Genomic DNA, 17244 nt, shown 5'->3' with positions numbered 1-17244 from the left:
GCGAACCGGCCATGGCCAGCAGCGCGCGCTACCTGGCGCTGGGCGATTCCTACACCATCGGCGAAGGCGTGCCCGCCGAGGGTACCTGGCCGTTCCAGCTGGCCGCGGCGCTGCGTGCGCGCGGCATCGCGCTGGCCGATCCGCAGGTCATCGCCACCACCGGCTGGACCACCGACGAACTGGCCGCCGCCATCGACGCGGCCGCGCCACGCGGGCCGTACGCGCTGGCGAGCCTGCTGATCGGCGTCAACAACCAGTACCGCGGGCGGCCGCTCGCCGAGTACCGCCAGCAGTTCGAACAACTGCTGCAACGGGCGCTCGCGCTGGCCGCCGAGGATCCGCGGCGGGTGCTGGTGCTGTCCATTCCCGACTGGGGGGTGACTCCGTACGCGGCCGCGCATGGCCGCGACACCGCCGTCGTCGCGCGCGAGATAGACGACTTCAATGCCGCCGCCCGCGCCTGCTGCGGCGACTATGGCGTGGCCTTCGTCGACATCACCCCGGCCAGCCGCGCGCACGGCGCCGAGGCGGCGATGCTGGTGGACGACGGCCTGCACCCTTCCGCGGCGATGTACCGGCTGTGGATGGAACAGGCGCTGCCGGTGGCGGCGGACCTGCTGACCGACCCGACCGCCGCGTGAGCAGGCCGTCCGGGACCGCGGCCATGGCGGCCCACGATGCCCGGGCCATCGCCCGCGCGTTCGCCCCGCGCCATCCACTGGGCAACCGCTGGGACTACTGCTACGTGCTGTCCAAGCTGCGCAGCGACCCGCTCTATCCCGGCGTGCTCGAGGCGCTGCGCGGCAGCCAGGCGCCACTGCTGGACATGGGCTGCGGGCTGGGCCTGCTGGCGCATGCGCTGCGCCACGACGGCCAACGGCAGCCCTACCGCGGGGTGGACAACGATGCCGCCAAGATCCGCCGCGCCGACGGCGTCGCCCACCGCGCCGGCCTGGCCGCCAGCCGTTTCGAGGTGATGGACCTGGCCACCACCCTGCCCGAGCACCGCGGCAGCGTGGCCATCCTCGACGTCCTCCAGTACCTGCCGGCCGAGGCGCAATCGGCGCTGCTGCGGCGCGCGGCGGCCATGCTCGATGGCGATGGCCGGCTGGTGCTGCGCATGGCCCTGGCCGACGACAGCCGCCGCGGCCGCATCTCGCGCATCGGCGACCGCGCCGCCAACTGGATCGGCTGGATGCAGTTCCGCCCGCGCCACTACCCCGACGCCGCCAGCCTGCGCACGCTGCTCGAGCAGGCCGGCCTGCGGGTCAGCCTCGCCCCGCTGTACGGCAACACGCCATTCAACAACTGGCTGCTGGTCGCTCACCGCGCCTGAACCACGGCGGCGCCGTTTGCGCGGATAATCGTGGCATTGCGCCGCCCGTCCCGGGCCGGCACCCTGACGAGAGTCCCGTGAGAAGAACCTACCGCCTCGATATCGAAGGCAAGCATCCCGACCGCCTGCTGGAAGCCAGCAAGCACGACATCCGCAAGTACATCAAGCGCGAGCGCGGCAAGGCCCTGCCGGCCGGCGCCGACTTCTGGGATTTCGACAGCAAGGCCGGGGTCGACGAGGCCAGCGCGCAGGCCGTGCCGTTCCCCGAGCTGATCCGCGCGGTGGATGCGCTGGTGGCCGCCGGCAACCGCCAGTTCTACGTGGAAGTGCTGCGCAAGCCCGGCAAGCGCACGCCGCGCCCGGCCGCGGCCGCCGACGTGCCGGCGGAAAGCGACTTCAAGGATTGAGCGCGCCTTCCGGTGCCGGGCCATGCCCGGCGCCGGGCGCGGTTCAACCGGCCGGCGTGCCCGCCGCCGCGGCGCGCAGCCGGTCCTTCCGGCTCGGCCGGCGCCCCTTGATGCCGCCTTTGCCGTCGCCTGCCGGCGCTGCGGCCGGCACCGCCCCGGTCGGCTCGAAACCCGACACCACCTCCGGCTCCAGGCGCAGGCCATGGCGCCTGCAGATCAACCGCCAGTGCGCCAGCGCCGCGGCCTCGACCAGGCTCACCGCCAGTCCGGGGCTGCCGGCACGGCCGGTGCGGCCGATGCGGTGCAGGTAATCGGCCGGCGAACGCGGCAACGCATGGTTCACCACCACCGGCAGGCCGGCGATGTCGATGCCGCGCGCGGCCACGTCGGTCGCCACCAGCACCTGCAGCTGGCCCTCCTTGAACGCCTGCAGGGTGCGCACGCGGCGGCCCTGCGACAGGTCGCCATGCAGCGCCTGCGCGGCGATGCCCTGCCCGCGCAGCGCGCCGGCCAGGCGGTCGCCCTCGCGGATGCTGGCGACGAACACCAGCACCTGCCGCCAGCGCGGATCGCCCAGCAGCGACAGCAGCAGCTCGACGCGGCGCTCGCCATCGACCCGCAGCGCGCGCTGCTCGATCTGCGCGGGCGCCTGCGCATCGACCTGCAGGCGCGCGGGCGCGCGCAGGCCGGCCGCCGCCAATGCCTCGATCTGGTCGGGGAAGGTGGCCGAGAACAGCGCCGTCTGCCGCTGCGCGGGCAGTCCGGCAAGGATCCGCCGCACCTCGTCGCCGAAGCCCAGTTCCAGCAGCCGGTCGGCCTCGTCCAGCACCAGCAGCTGCACCTGGCGCAGCGACAGCGCGTTGTGCGCCAGCAGATCGAGCAGGCGCCCGGGCGTGGCCACCACCACGTCGGCCCCACCGCGCAGCGCCATCATCTGCGGATTGATCGACACCCCGCCCACCGCGCACACCACCCGCGGTTGCCGCGGCAGCTCCCGGCCGAGCGTGGCGAACACGTCGGCCACCTGCAGCGCCAGCTCGCGCGTGGGCACCAGTACCAGCTGCCGCAGCTCCCGCGGCCTGCGCGGCGTGGCCATGGCGAACCGCTGCAGCGCCGGCAGCACGTAGGCGGCGGTCTTGCCCGAACCGGTCGGGGCCAGCGCCACCACGTCCCGGCCCTGAAGCAGCACCGGCACCGCCTGCTGCTGGATCGGCGTGGGGGCGCCGTAGCCGGCCTGCCGCAGCGCGCGTGCCAGCGCGGGCAGTACGTAGGGAGACAGGCCGAGTCGGGAAAAAGGCATGCTGTGGTTCCAGGCGCCGCCGGCGTGGCGGGCGGCGAGTCTAAGCGGTTTCCGGCGGCAGGCGCGCCTGCAGCCCGCGGGCCTGCAGGTGCCGCAGCACCGATTCCATGATGGCGACATTGTGGCCGTGCGCCGCACCTTCATGCAGCAGCACCACCGCGCCCGGTACCAGGTCGCGGGCGATGCGCGCCACCACCGTGTCCGGCTGGCAGTGCACGCCGTCGAAGCCGCGCGCGCTCCAGCCGACCCGCGCCAGGCCATGCCGGCGCAGCGCCGCGGCGACGAACGGGTTGGTCATGCCGACCACCGAGCGGTACCAGCGTGGCGGCGTCCCGGCGATCTCCGTCAACACCTGCTGGCAACGGCCGATCTCGGCGGCCATCCGCCGTGGCCCGAGGCGCCAGAACCAGGCCTGCGGATGCGAATGGCTGTGGTTGCCCAGCCCGTGGCCGCGGCGCAGCACCTCGCGCACCAGCTCCGGCCGCGCCGCCGCGCGCTGCCCGACCATGAAGAAGGTGGCGCGGGCGTCGTGGCGGTCGAGCAGGTCGAGGATCGCCAGGGTGTCGTCGGACGGGCCGTCGTCGATAGTCAGCCATACCGCCGGGCCCGGCAGCGACGACAGTACCGGCGCGTAGAAGCGGCTGTTGGGCAGGAACACCGGCACCACGAACAGCGCATGGCTGGCCAGCAGCAGTGTCAGGCCGGTCGCCCAGCCCAGCCCTACCCAGGCCAGCGCCACCAGCGCCTGCGACAGCAGCAGCCAGCCGACCCAGCGCCAGGGATGGCGCGGCGTGCGATGCAGGGTTCCCGTGGCGGTCATGTCCCATGATGCCATGGGGCGTAGAATCGGCTCTGTCTTCGACCAACCTCACGAGTTCATGATGTCCCTGGATCCCGCCGTGCGCGAACGCATCGAATCCCTCCTCGGCGCCAACCGCGTCGTCCTGTTCATGAAGGGCCAGCCGTCCATGCCGCAGTGCGGCTTCTCGGCCAAGGCCGTCGGCGCGCTGCAGGACCTCGGCGTGGATTTCGCCCACGTCAACGTGCTGGCCGACGGGGAAATCCGCGAAGGCATCAAGGCCTATGGCGACTGGCCGACCATCCCGCAGCTGTACGTGGACGGCGAACTGGTCGGTGGCAGCGACATCATCCTGCAGATGGCCAACAGCGGCGAACTCAGCACGCTGCTCGGGGTGGCGCCGCCGGACCGCACCCCGCCCTCGATCACCATCACCCCGGCTGCGGTGGAAATGCTCAAGGGCGCGCTGGCCGACGCCCCGGGCGCCGCGCTGCAGCTGAGCATCGACGCGCGCTTCCAGCCGAACTTCCAGCTGGTGCCGCTGGACGCCAACGCCATCGCCGCCGAATCCAACGGCCTGCGCGTGCAGTTCGACGCGGCCAGCGCGCGTCGCGCCAACGGCATCACCATCGACTGGGTGGACGACATCCGCGGCCAGGGCCTGGCCATCGACAACCCCAACGCGCCCCGGCCGGTGCAGGAACTGGACGTGCGCGGCGCCGACGACCAGCTGCGTGCCGGCACCCTGACCGTGGTGGACGTGCGCCCGGCCGACGAACGCGCCATCGCCGCGATCAACGCCCCGTTCGAGACCTTCGACGGCGACAACCGCGCCCGCCTCGAGGCGCTGCCCAAGGACACCGCGCTGGCCTTCCTGTGCCACCGCGGCGGACGCAGCGCGCAGGCGGCCGAGCAGTTCCGCGCGCTGGGCTTCACCCGCGTCTACAACGTCACCGGCGGCATCGATGCCTGGGCGCAGGACGTGGACAACAGCGTGCCGCGCTACTGACCGGGCAGCCCGCACCGCAACCGCATGGACAGGACACCGGCCCCAGGCCGGTGTCTTCGTCTGGGCAGCCGCCAAGCGTACGCGGCGGCACGTTGCCGCGCCGGCCCGCCGCCGTCAGCCGGCGAAACCGCCCTCGGCCAGGAAATGCAGCTCCTCCGGCGTGGGAATCCGGCCCAGCACGGCGTTGCGGTGCGGGAACCGGCCGAAGCGGCGGATGATGTCGCGGTGCAGCTCGGCGAAACGCAGGTACTCCAGGTCGCCGAGCACCTCGAACATCGCCACCGAGCGCTCCTGGTCCTGCGGGTCTTCCGAGTGTTCGAACGGCAGGTAGATGAAGGCGCGCAGCTGCGGCGTCAGTTCGCGGTCCAGTCCTTCCTCGATGGTGCGCATGGCGTAGTGCCGCGCCAGTCCATCGGTCGCGAAGGAGTGGGCGGTGCCGCGGAAGCAGTTGCGCGGAAACTGGTCAAGCAGGATCTGCAGCGCCAGCGCGCCATCGGCGCTGTGCAGCCACTCCTCGCAGCCGCGGCGCGCGGCCAGGTAGTGCAGGTCCAGGAAGCGCCGGCGGAACTCCTCGTCGAAGGCGTCGTCGCGCGCGAACCACCGCCGCGGCCCCGCCGAACGCCAGAAATCCACCACTGTCTGTACTGCTTCCATCACTCCAGTCCCTGATCGTTCGGCCGCCCGGGGGCGACGCCGGCCCGCGACCGTGCAGCTTAAGCGGCCGGCACCTGTCTGGATACCACCGCGGCCGCGGCGCCCGATCGCGCCTGCAACCCCGCCAGTCCATGCACTTGGCAAATCCCGGGGCCACGGCTAGCGTGCGGGCACCTTCCACGCCGCCTATGGAGAACCCATGCGACACCGACTGCTGGCCGGGCTCGGCCTGGCGCTGGCCTGCGCGCATCCCGCGCCCGCCGACGCCACCTCGCGCTTCGTGCAGGATCCCTACCCCAGCACCTATCGCCCGCTGCCCGCCGCACCGGTGCTGATCAGCCATGCCACCGTGCTCGACGGCACCGGGCGCCGCCTGGACGACGCCGACGTGCTGCTGGCCGACGGCCGCGTGGTCGCGGTCGGCAACGCACTGCAGGCACCGGCCGACGCGGTGCGCGTGGATGGCCGCGGCAAGTGGGTCACGCCGGGCATCATCGACGTGCATTCGCACCTGGGCGTGTACCCCAGCCCGGGCGTGCAGGCGCATGGCGACGGCAACGAGATGACCGCGCCGGTGACCGCCAACGTCTGGGCCGAGCATTCGGTGTGGCCGCAGGACCCGGGCTTCGCCGCGGCACTGGCCGGCGGCGTGACCGCGATGCAGGTGCTGCCCGGCTCGGCCAATCTGGTCGGCGGCCGCGGGGTGACGCTGAAGAACCTGCCGGCCACCACCTACCAGGCGATGAAATTCCCCGACGCGCCGTGGGGCCTGAAGATGGCCTGCGGCGAGAACCCCAAGCGCGTATACGGCGGCAAGGGCACCGCCCCGGCCACGCGCATGGGCAACGTCGCCGGCTACCGCGCGGCCTTCATCGACGCCAGCGAGTACATCGCCAAGAACAGCGCCGCGCCGGTCAAGCGCAAGCGCCGCTTCGGCGGCGGCGACAACGGCGACAGTTCCGGCGACAGCGGCGGCAAGCGCGACCTCAAGCTGGACACGCTCGCCGGCGCCATCCAGGGCGACATCCGCGTGCATATCCACTGCTACCGCGCCGATGAGATGGCGACCATGCTCGACCTGGCCAAGGAGTTCGGCTTCAAGGTCGCCGCCTTCCACCACGGCGTGGAGGCCTACAAGCTCGCCGACCGGCTCGCCGCCGAAGGCGTGTGCGGCGCGCTGTGGGCCGACTGGTGGGGCTTCAAGATGGAAGCCTTCGACGGCATCCAGGAGAACATCGCGCTGGTCGACCGCCCGGCCAACAGCTGCGCCATCGTCCATTCCGATTCCCCCGAAGGCATCCAGCGGTTGAACCAGGAAGCGGCCAAGGTCATCGCCAGCGCACGCCGCGCCGGCATGGGCGAGATCGCGCCGGAACACGCCATCCGCTGGCTCACTGCCAATGCGGCACGCGCACTGGGCATCGAACAGCGCACCGGTACCCTGGAGCCGGGCAAGATGGCCGACGTGGTGGTATGGAACGGCAACCCCTTCAGCTCCTACGCGCTGGCCGAGAAGGTCTACGTCGATGGTTTCCAGGCCTACGACCGCGGCAACCGCGCGCAGCAGCCACTGAGTGATTTCATGCTCGGCCAGGAGGTGCGGCCATGAGCGCGTCCATCGTGTTCCTGCGCCGCCTGGCGCTGCTGGCCGCGGCGCTGCCGGGCATCGCCTGCGCCCAGGACGTACTGGTCCGCAACGCCACCGTGCACACCGCCACCGCGCGCGGCACGCTCACTGCCAACGACGTGCTGGTGCAGGGCGGGGTGATCCGCGCCATCGGCCCGGCGCTGGCCGCGCCGGCCGGCGTCGAAGTGATCGATGCCGGCGGTCGCCCGCTGACCCCGGCGCTGTTCGGCGGCATCACCGACATCGGCGTGGAGGAAGTCTCCGGCGAGGCCGCGACCGTGGACAGCGCGGTGAAGCTGGAAGACCAGCCGCAACGCCCCGAGTTCGACGTCACCCTGGCCTACAACCCCGACTCGGTGCTGGTGCCGGTGGCGCGCGTGGAAGGCATCGGCTTCACCGCGCTGGGCGCCAACAGCGGCGGCGGTTTCATCGCCGGCCAGGGCGGCGTGCTGCGCCTGGACGGCAGCACCGATCCCATCGGCCCGCGCATGCTGTTCGTGCGCATGGGCGCGGCCGGCTCGGAACTGTCCGGCAGCTCGCGCGCCGCGCAATGGATGCTGCTCGACCAGATGGTGGCCGAGGCCCGCGGCCGCATCGCCGCCGACTCGCCGCATGCCTTGCTGACCCCGGCCGGGCGCGCGGTACTGGCGCGCTACCTGGGCGGCAGCGGGCGCATCGTGGTGCGCGTGGACCGTGCCGCCGACATCCGCCAGCTGCTGCGCTGGGCCGGGCGCGAGCAGGTGCGCGTGGCCATCGCCGGCGGCGCCGAGGCCTGGCGCCTGGCACCGCAGCTGGCCGCAGCCGGCGTGCCGGTGTTCGTCGACGCACTGTCCAACCTGCCGGCCAGCTTCGACCAGATCGGCGCGACCCTGGAGAACGCCGCGCGCCTGCACGCGGCCGGCGTGCCGGTGGCCTTCAGCCAGGACGGCGACGCATCGCACAACGCACGCAAGATCCGCCAGCTGGCCGGCAACGCGGTCGCCCACGGCCTGCCCTGGGATGCGGCGCTGGCCGGGCTGACCCGGGTGCCGGCACAGGCGTTCGGGGTGGCCGACCGCATCGGCAGCATCGCGGTGGGCCAGCAGGCCGACCTGGTGCTGTGGGAAGGCGACCCGCTGGACGTGGGCCACTATGCCGAGCGCATGTGGCTGGGTGGACGCGCGGTACCGATGCGCTCGCGCCAGACCGAGCTGCGCGACCGCTACCTGCGCGGCAGCGCGACCCCGCCGGCCTACCGCCGCTGATGTCCCACCCGCTCCCGGCGCCATGGCCGGGAGCGGGCAGCGCCCGCCGCGGGGCGCGCCACCTGCCGCGGCGACGGTTTTGGGTTAGTGTGACCGCAGCCACACCAACGTACCGGGGGGTTCGACCATGCGCATCGGGATCGTCGTGGATTCGGCCTGCGACCTGCCGGCCGACTTCATCCGCGAACACAAGCTGGTGCTGCTGCCGATCACCGTGCGCATCGGCGAAGCGGTACTGGCCGACCACCGCGAGGAGGACGCCACGCTGAACTTCCTCGACACCCACGTCGCCGAACGCGGCGCCGAGGCCGAGACCATCCCGTTCAGCGTCAACCAGATCCGCGACCTGTTCCTGCAGCACCTGGTGATCGACTACGACCACGTGTTCTGCCTGACCATCACCAAGACCCGCAGCCCGATCCACGACAATGCGCTGCAGGCCAGTTTCGCCATCCTCAACGAGTACCGGCCGATCCGCCAGGCCGCCGGGCACAACTCGCCGTTCGCCCTGCGCGTGCTCGACAGCCAGAACCTGTTCGCCGCGCAGGCGGTGACCGCGGTTGAGGCGGTACGGCTGCGCGATGCCGGCGTCGGCGTGGCGCAGATGCGCGAGCAGCTGGAACAGCTGGCCGGCAACGTGCACGGCTACATGATCACCCGCGACCTGTACTACATGCGTGCGCGCGCCCGCCACAAAGGCGACCGCAGCGTCGGCCTGTTCACCGCCGCGCTGGGCAGCGCGCTGGACATCAAGCCGGTGCTGCACGGCTACCGCGGCGAGACCGCGCCGGTGGCCAAGATCAAGGGCTTCGACAACGCGGTGCAGCGGCTGTTCGACTTCGTCGGCCAGCGCGTGGCGAACGGCCTGCTGACCCCGGTGATCTGCATGAGCTACGGCGGCCCGCTCGACGAACTGCGCGCCCTGCCCGGCTACGCCACCCTGCGCGAGACCTGCCAGGCGCACGGCGTGACCCTGCTCGAAACGGTGATGAGCCTGACCGGCATGGTCAACGTCGGCAAAGGCGCGGTGACGGTCGGCTTCGCCGACCAGCCGCACGCGTTCGACAGCTGATCCGCGCCGGCGTGTACGCGGGCACCACACCCGCTGCGCCACACTCCCCACCCACCCAAGGAGACCCCGCATGCCCGTGCACTATTCGATTTCGTTGCCCGATCCCTCCGCCGCGCGCGGCAGCGATCCGCGCCTGTCGTTCACCGCCAACGGCGCCGACACGTTCGCCGAGCAGCTGCAGGACGCCCTGCGCACGCCGGCCCTGTTCGAACGCTGGCGCGCCACCCAGGAGGATCCCGACGATGTCGACCCGAGCTGGGGCGTGACCGACCCCGGGGCGACGGTAAGCGGCAGGCAATCGGACCTGCGCATCGACCTGGTCGCCATCACCCGCATTCCCGGCGACGTCCTCAAGCAGCGCCTGCGCTGGCTGGCCGGCAGCCACTGGGAACTGCGCGACGTCCGCTGAGTGGCCACCCCGGTCCTGCTTTCCTGGAGCGGCGGCAAGGATGCCGCCTGGGCGCTGCACGCCCTGCGCCAGCGCCAGGACGTCGAAGTCGTCGCACTGCTGAGCACCCTCACCGAAGGCTACGAGCGTGCGTCGATGCAGGGCGTGCGCGAGGAAGTGCTGCGCCTGCAGGCACATGCCGCCGGCCTGCCGCTGCTGCGCGCCTGGATCCCGCAGGACTGCGACAATGCCGGCTACCTGCAGCGCATGGGCCAGGCGCTCGAAGCCGCCCGCCTGCGCTGGCCGGCACTGCGCACCCTGGCCTTCGGCGACCTGCTGCTGGAGGACATCCGCCACTGGCGCCAGCAGCAGTACGCCGCGCTGGACTGGGACTGCCTGTTCCCGCTGTTCGGTCGCGATACCGCCACCCTGGCGCGGCAGATGATCGACGGTGGCCTGCGCGCGCGGCTGTGCTGCGTGGATACACGGGTACTGGACGCGGCGTTCGCCGGCCGCGCCTTCGACCACGCCCTGCTCGACGCGCTGCCGGCCGGCATCGATGCCTGCGGCGAGAACGGCGAGTTCCACACCTGCGTCAGCGCCGGCCCGATGTTCGGCGCGCCGCTGCGCTTACGGCAGGGCGACACCGTATTGCGCGATGCGCGCTACGCCTACACCGACTTCGCGGTGGATGAGGGACCGTCATGATCCCGGCCACCGCCACGATGCTGCACATCCACCGCCGCTGATCCGGCCGCATCCCCGCCAGCCTGACCGGGATCTCGGCGCAGGCACCCGTGTAGCGGATCACCGGCTTTACCCGGGTGCCCTGGCTCCTGGTGGAGATCCGGGGGTGTCCCACCTGCGCGGGTCGTTGCGGCCGGCACGAGGGTTCCCTGCGTCCCTCTGGACCGTGCCTGCCTGTACGAAAGGGCCAATTCCGCCGCCTGCTTGGTGATCATGCCCATCCAGGGCGGCGTCCACACGACCTATGGACACGGGGCGGTAGCACCGCTCGCCTAAGGCCTGCACCCGGCGGCGGCCCGGGACACGCGCCTGACCACGCGCAGCCGGGCGTGCAGACCGTGGCCGGATCGACCTGGACATGCGCCGGTCAACCCGCGCTGGCTGCCGTTGCCGGCCCCCGGCCGGCGTCTTCCCATACCTCCACGCGGTTGCGGCCGGCGCGCTTGGCCGCGTACAGCGCCACGTCCGCGCCAGCCAGCAATGCCTCCGGCGACTGCAGCAACGGCGCCCCCGTGCCCGCCACGCCAACGCTGATGGTCACCATCTGCGGCAGCACGTCGCCCGGGATGGCCTGTATCGCGGCGCGCAGGCGTTCGCCCAGTTCACGCGCGCTGTCCGGATGCGTGGCCGGTGCCACCACCGCGAACTCCTCGCCACCGTAACGGGCCACCAGGTCGCCACCACGCGCCGCGGTCGCCTGCAGGACCGCCGCCACCTGCTGCAGGCAACGATCTCCCGCCGGGTGCCCATGGCGGTCGTTGAACCACTTGAAATGGTCGATGTCGATCAGCAGCAGCGACAGCGCACTGCCCTGCCGGCAGGCGCGGTTCCATTCGGCCTGCAGCACCGCGTCGAACTGCCGGCGGTTGGCGACGCCGGTAAGCCCGTCCAGGCGCGACAACGCGTCCAGCGCCGCCTGCCGCTCCAGCAGCCCGATCTGCAGCAGCATGCTGCGCAGTCCGAAGCCCATGATCGCTGCCACGAAGCCGGCCAGTGCCCAGTAGCGCGCGTGGTCCACGACCAGGGTGGCCACCACCAGCAGCAGCAACGGCAGGATCATCGGCCCGCCCGCCTGCACCGCATGCCGCAACCCGCTGCGTTCGACGGCCGGCATCGATTCGTGCGCGCGCGGCGCCAGCACCGCCAGCAGCAGGAAGGGCAGATCGATCAACAGGTCGGCGTACTGGCCGAACGGGCTGTACTCGGAAAAATGGTTGATGTAGCCGGCCACCAGCAGATAGGCCAGCGCGTAGATCGCCAACACGCGGAAGAACGCGCGACGGTCCGGCAGGTCCATGCTGGCCCAGCGCAGCAATGCGAACGCCGCGATGCAGGCATTCTGGATATCGAACAACAGGCGCACGCTGTTCATGCCGGCCTCGCCGGCATTGGCGTGGAACCGGGTATGCAGGAAGAACAGCACGCCCAGCAGGGCCGCCAGCAGGGCATCGATCAGGCTGATCGCCCAGCGCTCGCGACGTGCGCGTGCCAGCACGAACACCAGCGGCACGCCGTAGACCACGTACAGCAGCAGGCTGATCTGTGGCGTCCCCGTGGCATCACCGCCCCGCAGCGTATCGACCATGTTCATGGCCATGCCACCGGCCCACAGCAGCATGGCCAGCGCAGTCGCCCGCCAGCCCAGCGCCACCCGCCGCTGCCGTGCCTGCCGCAGGCAGGCCGCAGCGGCCAGCAGCGGCGCGGCGATGAGGAAGCAGAACGAGGCGACGCTGGCCGACCCCGGCAGCAACACCAGAGCCAGGCCATGGCACAACACGAACAGGACCGCCACCATCACCGGCATGTGTCGCCCCCTTGTCGGCGCCGATGGCCGGACGATAGCAAGCGGTGATGTGCAAGGCGCGACAATGCCGGCGCGCGCCCCCGGACCCGCGGCCGATCAGGCCAGCGCGCGGGCGTGGTGGGCGATGTGCTCGCCGATGAAGCTGGCGATGAAGTAGTAGCTGTGGTCGTAACCGGGCTGCATCCGCAGCTGAAGCGGATGGCCGGCGGCCGCGCAGGCATCGCGCAGCAGCTGCGGGCGCAGCTGCGGCTCGAGGAATTCGTCGGCGTCGCCCTGGTCGACCAGCAGCGGCAGGCGCTCGCCGGCTCCGGCCACCAGCGCGGTGGCGTCGTACTGCAGCCAGGCATCGCGGTCCTGGCCGAGATAGGCGGCAAACGCCTTCTCGCCCCACGGCACCTGCGACGGCGCCACGATCGGCGAGAACGCCGACACGCTGCGGTAGCGGCCCGGATTGCGCAGCGCGATCACCAGCGCGCCGTGCCCCCCCATCGAATGGCCGCTGATCGCGCGCGTATCGCTGGCCGGGAACTGCGCCTCGACCAGCGCCGGCAGTTCGCCCACGACGTAGTCGTACATGCGGTAGTGCGGCGCCCACGGCGCCTGCGTGGCGTTGAGGTAGAACCCCGCGCCCTTGCCCAGGTCGTAGCCTTCGGCATCGGCCACGTCGTCGCCGCGCGGGCTGGTGTCGGGCGCCACGAGGATGATGCCGTGCTCGGCGGCGTAGCGCTGCGCGCCGGCCTTGGTGATGAAGTTCTGCTCGGTGCAGGTCAGCCCGGACAGCCAGTACAGCACCGGCAGCCGGGCCCCGTCCTGCGCCTGCGGCGGCAGGTAGACGCCCAGCGTCATGTCGCAGCCCAGCACCTGGGAGCGGTGCCGGTACACATCCTGCCAGCCGCCGAAACAGGCGCGGTGTTCGATTCGTTGCATGGTTCTCTCCAGTGACGCGGACACATGGCCGGGGCACGCACCCCGGCCGGCCGTCAGAAGTGGACGACGCTGCGGATCGACTTGCCTTCGTGCATCAGATCGAAGGCATCGTTGATCTGCTCCAGGCCCATGGTGTGGGTGACGAACGGCGCCAGCTCGATATCGCCCTTCATCGCGTCCTCGACCATGCCCGGCAGCTGGCTGCGGCCCTTCACCCCGCCGAAGGCGGTGCCCATCCACCTGCGCCCGGTGACCAGCTGGAACGGGCGGGTGGAAATCTCCTGGCCGGCACCGGCCACGCCGATGATCACGCTCTGGCCCCAGCCGCGGTGCGCGCACTCCAGCGCCGCGCGCATCACGTTGACGTTGCCGATGCATTCGAAGCTGTGGTCCACGCCCCAGCCGGTCATCTCCACGATCACCTGCTGGATCGGCGCATCGTGCTCCTTCGGGTTGACGCAGTCGGTGGCACCGAACTGCCGGGCCAGCTCGAACTTCGAGGGATTGGTGTCGATGGCGATGATGCGCCCGGCCTTGGCCTGGCGTGCGCCCTGGATCACCGCCAGGCCGATGCCGCCGAGGCCGAACACGGCCACGCTGTCACCTTCGGCCACCTTGGCGGTGTTGTGCACGGCGCCGATGCCGGTGGTGACGCCACAGCCCAGCAGGCACACGTGCTCCGGGTTGGCCTCCGGGTTGACCTTGGCCAGCGACACTTCGGCCACCACGGTGTACTCGGAGAAGGTCGAGCAGCCCATGTAGTGGTAGATCGGCTCGCCGTTGTAGGAGAAGCGGCTGGTGCCGTCCGGCATCACGCCCTTGCCCTGGGTGGCGCGCACGGCGGTGCACAGGTTGGTCTTGCCGCTCTGGCAGAACAGGCACTGGCCGCACTCGGCGGTGTACAGCGGGATGACGTGGTCGCCCGGCTTCACCGAGGTCACGCCCTCGCCGACCTCGACCACGATGCCGGCGCCTTCATGGCCGAGCACGCACGGGAACAGGCCTTCCGGGTCATCGCCGGACAGGGTGAATGCATCGGTATGGCAGACGCCGGTGTGGGTGATCCGGACCAGCACTTCGCCCTGCTTCGGCGGGGCGACGTCGATCTCGACGATCTGCAGCGGCTGGCCGGGGCCGAAAGCGACGGCGGCGCGTGACTTCATGGTTGTCTCCTATAGCGGTTGTTCGGGTTTGGCGGATTCGAAGCGGGCTGGCGGGAGCGATGCGGTGCTTCGATCCGTGGCGGGCGGCTGCCAGCGGACGGGGGCAAAGGCGCGGCCATCGCGACCGGCATCGCGCCTACTTCAGGTAGGAACGGATCAGGCCGGACATTTCGGCCACGCGCGCGGCACGCTGCGCCGGTGACTGCGCCGGCTGGCCGAACTCCTCGCGCAGGTGCGCTTCCATCACTTCGGACATCAGCCCGTTGACGGCACCGCGGATGGCCGCGATCTGCTGCAGCACCGGCCCGCAGTCGGCGCCGGCCTCCAGCGCGCGCTCCAGTGCATCGCATTGGCCGCGGATGCGCCGCACCCGCGCCAGCACCTTCTTTTTTTCCTCGGGTGAATGCGGCACGCGCCCGCTCCTATCCTGTACTGGGGGACAGTATATTGGACGAGCGCCCGGCCGTCAGCGCTCCTGCGCCCGGACCGGCCTGGCCTGCGGCTGACCTGCGGAGCAGGTCCAGCGGGACTGCTCGGAACGGGACCGATGCCGTCCCTGGCGCGCGGAGGGCGCGGACGGGGGCTTCGGGCGCCAGCGCGCAGAGGGAGAGGATGCAGCCGCATGGACGGGGTGCATCAGGCCATCGAATCCGCCGCCGGATGCGCTCGTCCGCAGCGCCCGATCCACGCCTGCCCGCCAGGTGGTGCCGGCGTGAATGAGCGGCCCCGGGTGCTGCATCCGCGTCGGGGGGGCGGAACGTCCGGGGGCACCGGACAGGACCCGGGGCGGCAATGCGCTCTGGAGTTCCGCGCCGGCGATGACACCTGCGTGCCTGGGTCCGCATGGCTCCGGGCGGCGGCCCCTGCGCCCGGATGGACCGCGGACGGTGGCCGTTTCCAGGGCCGGCCCGACCCCGCCGCAGGGCCGGCAATTCAAATTGAGATATGCGTCACATATCATTCCGCCCACCCGAAATCAGGTGATGCCATCAGGCCGTTTTTCCCGGTTAGAAAGTAGGCCGGTCGCGTTCCCAGCAAGCGTTCTCAAAATCACCAACGGATACCACGCTGATGCCTTCCAACGGCAGCCACACCCCGATTCGCGTCCCCCGCTTCCACCCCCTGCACTGCACTGTACTGGCCGCCGCATTGGCGTCCGTCCTCAGCCCCTGCGCGTTCGCGCAGGATGCCGCGCCCACCACGACGGTCGCCACCGTGCATGTCGCCCGCATCGCGGTCGAAGGCGTCGGCGAACACCCGTCCAGCGGCATCGGCCGCGCGGCCATCGATGCAGTCGCCAACCAGGCCCTGCGCGATATCAGCCCCACGCTGCCGGCGGCGCTGAACTTCGAGCAGATCAAACAGATCACCGCACGCATCACCCAGGCCTACCGCGACGCCGGCTTCCTGGTCTCGGTGGCCTACGTGCCGCCGCAGCAGATCGACGACAGCCAGACGCTGACCCTGAAGGTGATGGAAGGCCGGGTTGGCCGGGTGCTGGTGCAAGGCAGCCGGCGCTATCGCGACGACCAGCTCGGCGCCAGCAGCCTGGGCCTGATCGGCCGCCCGCTGCGCCAGACCGAGCTGGAGCGCGCCCTTCTCTACGCGCGCGACCTGCCCGGGGTGTCAGTCACCTCGGTGCTGCAGCCGGGCCAGAACGAAGGCGAGACCGACATCATCCTGGTCGCCCGGGACAGTGATCGTCCCTACGAAATCACCGCCGGCATGAGCAACCACGGCACCGACAGCACCGGCCGGTATCGTGCCGAGCTGGGCGTGAGTGCCTTCAATGCGCTGGGCATGGGCGACGTGCTCGCCGCCAGCGTCGGCTACGGGCTGGACCCGGCCGACAGCTGGCAGGCAGCGTTGTCACTGAGTGCGCCCCTGGCAAAGGTCGATGGACTGAGCGCCATTGCCGGCGTCAGCCGCAGCGAGATCGAGCTCAACTCCGGGCCGTTCGCCGCCATCGGCATCAAGGGCCCGACCACGCTCTACTACGCAGGCAGCGACTGGAAGTTCATCCAGCGCCCGGACCTGCAGGTCCAGGCTTCGATGCGCTGGGTGCATGAGGAATCCAGGCTTGAAGGGCTGGACATCGAACTCTCACGCCACACCTTCGACGTGATCGATGCGGGCGTGAGCCTGCGCCACACCGATCGCCGCTGGCGTGGCATGAACCTGGCGCAGCTGTCGGTGCGCAAATCCATCAACGATGACTCGCCGCCCTTCAACTGGCTGTATGCCGCGCACGAGTCCTACTTCTGGGTGGGCCGGCTGTCGCTGGCGCGCCTGCAGGCGCTGCCCGGCAACCAGCGCCTGCTGCTGCGCGGCAGTGCCCAGTTCACCGATGACGCCCTCACCCCGGTGGAGCAGTTCAGCATCGGCGGGCCGACCAGCGTGCGCGCCTATCCGCTGTCAACGGCACTGGGTGACCGTGGCGTGCAGGCGACCTTCGAGTACCAGGTCAGCGCACCGGGCTTTGCCGACACGCCGTCGCCGTTCAATGGCCGCCGCTGGGGCGACCTGGTCGAGCTGAACCTGTTCTACGACTGGGGCCGCACTTCCCCGGCACCGGACAACCGCCGTATCGGCTTCCAGCCCACGACGCTGGAAGGCGCCGGCGTTGCCATCGGCCTGCGGCTGCCATGGAAGCCGGACCTGCGGCTGGACGTGTGCGGCGCCAGGCCTGCTGGCAGCCATCGCGCCGCCGATGGACGCAGCACCCAGTACTGGGCGCGCATCAGCACCACTTTCTGAGGACACCGGC

General features: G+C 71.2%; 17 protein-coding genes. 10 read left to right on the top strand and 7 right to left on the bottom strand.

Features of this window, described 5'->3' with window-relative positions; all coding sequences use genetic code 11:
• Positions 1–11 precede the first annotated feature (11 nt).
• The 3 genes from QQA12_RS03260 to QQA12_RS03250 all read left to right on the top strand — a co-directional run bounded on the left by QQA12_RS03260 (position 12) and on the right by QQA12_RS03250 (position 1743).
• On the top strand, positions 12–641 hold the full coding sequence (locus QQA12_RS03260; protein ID WP_152985037.1) for an SGNH/GDSL hydrolase family protein: 630 nt from the start codon (positions 12–14) through the stop codon (positions 639–641).
• Positions 642–664: 23 nt separating this feature from the next.
• Positions 665–1336 (top strand): class I SAM-dependent methyltransferase, encoded by a 672-nt coding sequence (locus QQA12_RS03255; protein WP_054663077.1) that lies wholly within the window; start codon positions 665–667, stop codon positions 1334–1336.
• Positions 1337–1413: 77 nt separating this feature from the next.
• On the top strand, positions 1414–1743 hold the full coding sequence (locus QQA12_RS03250; protein ID WP_226050656.1) for a DUF6172 family protein: 330 nt from the start codon (positions 1414–1416) through the stop codon (positions 1741–1743).
• A gap of 43 nt (positions 1744–1786) precedes the next feature.
• On the opposite strand, the gene QQA12_RS03245 is transcribed toward QQA12_RS03250, so the two are convergent.
• A complete protein-coding gene (locus QQA12_RS03245) occupies positions 1787–3043 on the bottom strand; it encodes a DEAD/DEAH box helicase (protein ID WP_226050657.1) in 1257 nt (418 codons plus the stop codon).
• 40 nt (positions 3044–3083) lie between these two features.
• Complete coding sequence (locus QQA12_RS03240; protein ID WP_226050658.1) at positions 3084–3878, bottom strand: polysaccharide deacetylase family protein; 795 nt, start codon at positions 3876–3878, stop codon at positions 3084–3086.
• Between the two features lie 46 nt (positions 3879–3924).
• Here QQA12_RS03240 and grxD point away from each other — a divergent pair, with 46 nt between their 5' ends.
• On the top strand, positions 3925–4851 hold the full coding sequence (gene grxD / locus QQA12_RS03235; RefSeq protein WP_054668584.1) for a Grx4 family monothiol glutaredoxin: 927 nt from the start codon (positions 3925–3927) through the stop codon (positions 4849–4851).
• Between the two features lie 114 nt (positions 4852–4965).
• Here the strand turns inward: grxD and QQA12_RS03230 are convergent, their stop codons facing one another.
• Positions 4966–5505 carry a DUF924 family protein gene (locus QQA12_RS03230; protein ID WP_056931999.1) on the bottom strand — a complete coding sequence of 180 codons (540 nt, stop codon included), beginning with the start codon at positions 5503–5505 and terminating at the stop codon, positions 4966–4968.
• A 199-nt stretch (positions 5506–5704) separates the two neighbouring features.
• Between QQA12_RS03230 and QQA12_RS03225 the strand changes: the two genes are divergently transcribed.
• From QQA12_RS03225 to QQA12_RS03205, 5 genes are all read left to right on the top strand, one after another.
• Complete coding sequence (locus QQA12_RS03225; protein WP_056932000.1) at positions 5705–7114, top strand: amidohydrolase; 1410 nt, start codon at positions 5705–5707, stop codon at positions 7112–7114.
• Positions 7111–8376: an amidohydrolase family protein gene (locus QQA12_RS03220; RefSeq protein WP_226050659.1), complete on the top strand. Its 1266-nt coding sequence runs from the start codon at positions 7111–7113 to the stop codon at positions 8374–8376. The genes QQA12_RS03225 and QQA12_RS03220 overlap by 4 nt, the downstream gene beginning before the upstream one ends.
• Before the next feature lie 127 nt (positions 8377–8503).
• Entirely contained in the window at positions 8504–9448 is a 945-nt protein-coding gene (locus QQA12_RS03215; RefSeq protein ID WP_226050660.1) for a DegV family protein, read from the top strand.
• A gap of 70 nt (positions 9449–9518) precedes the next feature.
• Positions 9519–9857, top strand: a complete 339-nt coding sequence (locus tag QQA12_RS03210; RefSeq protein WP_054663054.1) for a hypothetical protein — start codon at positions 9519–9521, stop codon at positions 9855–9857.
• Positions 9858–10544, top strand: a complete 687-nt coding sequence (locus QQA12_RS03205; protein ID WP_226050661.1) for an adenine nucleotide alpha hydrolase — start codon at positions 9858–9860, stop codon at positions 10542–10544.
• Between the two features lie 406 nt (positions 10545–10950).
• On the opposite strand, the gene QQA12_RS03200 is transcribed toward QQA12_RS03205, so the two are convergent.
• The 4 genes from QQA12_RS03200 to QQA12_RS03185 all read right to left on the bottom strand — a co-directional run bounded on the left by QQA12_RS03200 (position 10951) and on the right by QQA12_RS03185 (position 14889).
• On the bottom strand, positions 10951–12387 hold the full coding sequence (locus QQA12_RS03200; protein ID WP_226050662.1) for a GGDEF domain-containing protein: 1437 nt from the start codon (positions 12385–12387) through the stop codon (positions 10951–10953).
• 96 nt (positions 12388–12483) lie between these two features.
• Entirely contained in the window at positions 12484–13314 is an 831-nt protein-coding gene (gene fghA, locus QQA12_RS03195; protein ID WP_226050663.1) for an S-formylglutathione hydrolase, read from the bottom strand.
• A 53-nt stretch (positions 13315–13367) separates the two neighbouring features.
• Positions 13368–14477, bottom strand: coding sequence for an S-(hydroxymethyl)glutathione dehydrogenase/class III alcohol dehydrogenase (locus tag QQA12_RS03190; RefSeq protein WP_226050664.1), 1110 nt, complete (start codon positions 14475–14477; stop codon positions 13368–13370).
• Positions 14478–14613: 136 nt separating this feature from the next.
• Positions 14614–14889, bottom strand: a complete 276-nt coding sequence (locus QQA12_RS03185; protein ID WP_054663039.1) for a metal/formaldehyde-sensitive transcriptional repressor — start codon at positions 14887–14889, stop codon at positions 14614–14616.
• A 737-nt stretch (positions 14890–15626) separates the two neighbouring features.
• On the opposite strand from QQA12_RS03185, the gene QQA12_RS03180 reads away from it, so the two are divergent.
• Positions 15627–17234 (top strand): ShlB/FhaC/HecB family hemolysin secretion/activation protein, encoded by a 1608-nt coding sequence (locus QQA12_RS03180; RefSeq protein WP_226050665.1) that lies wholly within the window; start codon positions 15627–15629, stop codon positions 17232–17234.
• Positions 17235–17244: the final 10 nt, after the last annotated feature.

This window comes from Stenotrophomonas sp. 17(2023) (assembly GCF_030345315.1).
Taxonomy (GTDB): Bacteria; Pseudomonadota; Gammaproteobacteria; order Xanthomonadales; family Xanthomonadaceae; genus Stenotrophomonas; species Stenotrophomonas acidaminiphila.
The sequence above is the reverse complement of the archived record's forward strand: the minus strand, read 5'-3'. Positions and strand labels throughout refer to the sequence as shown.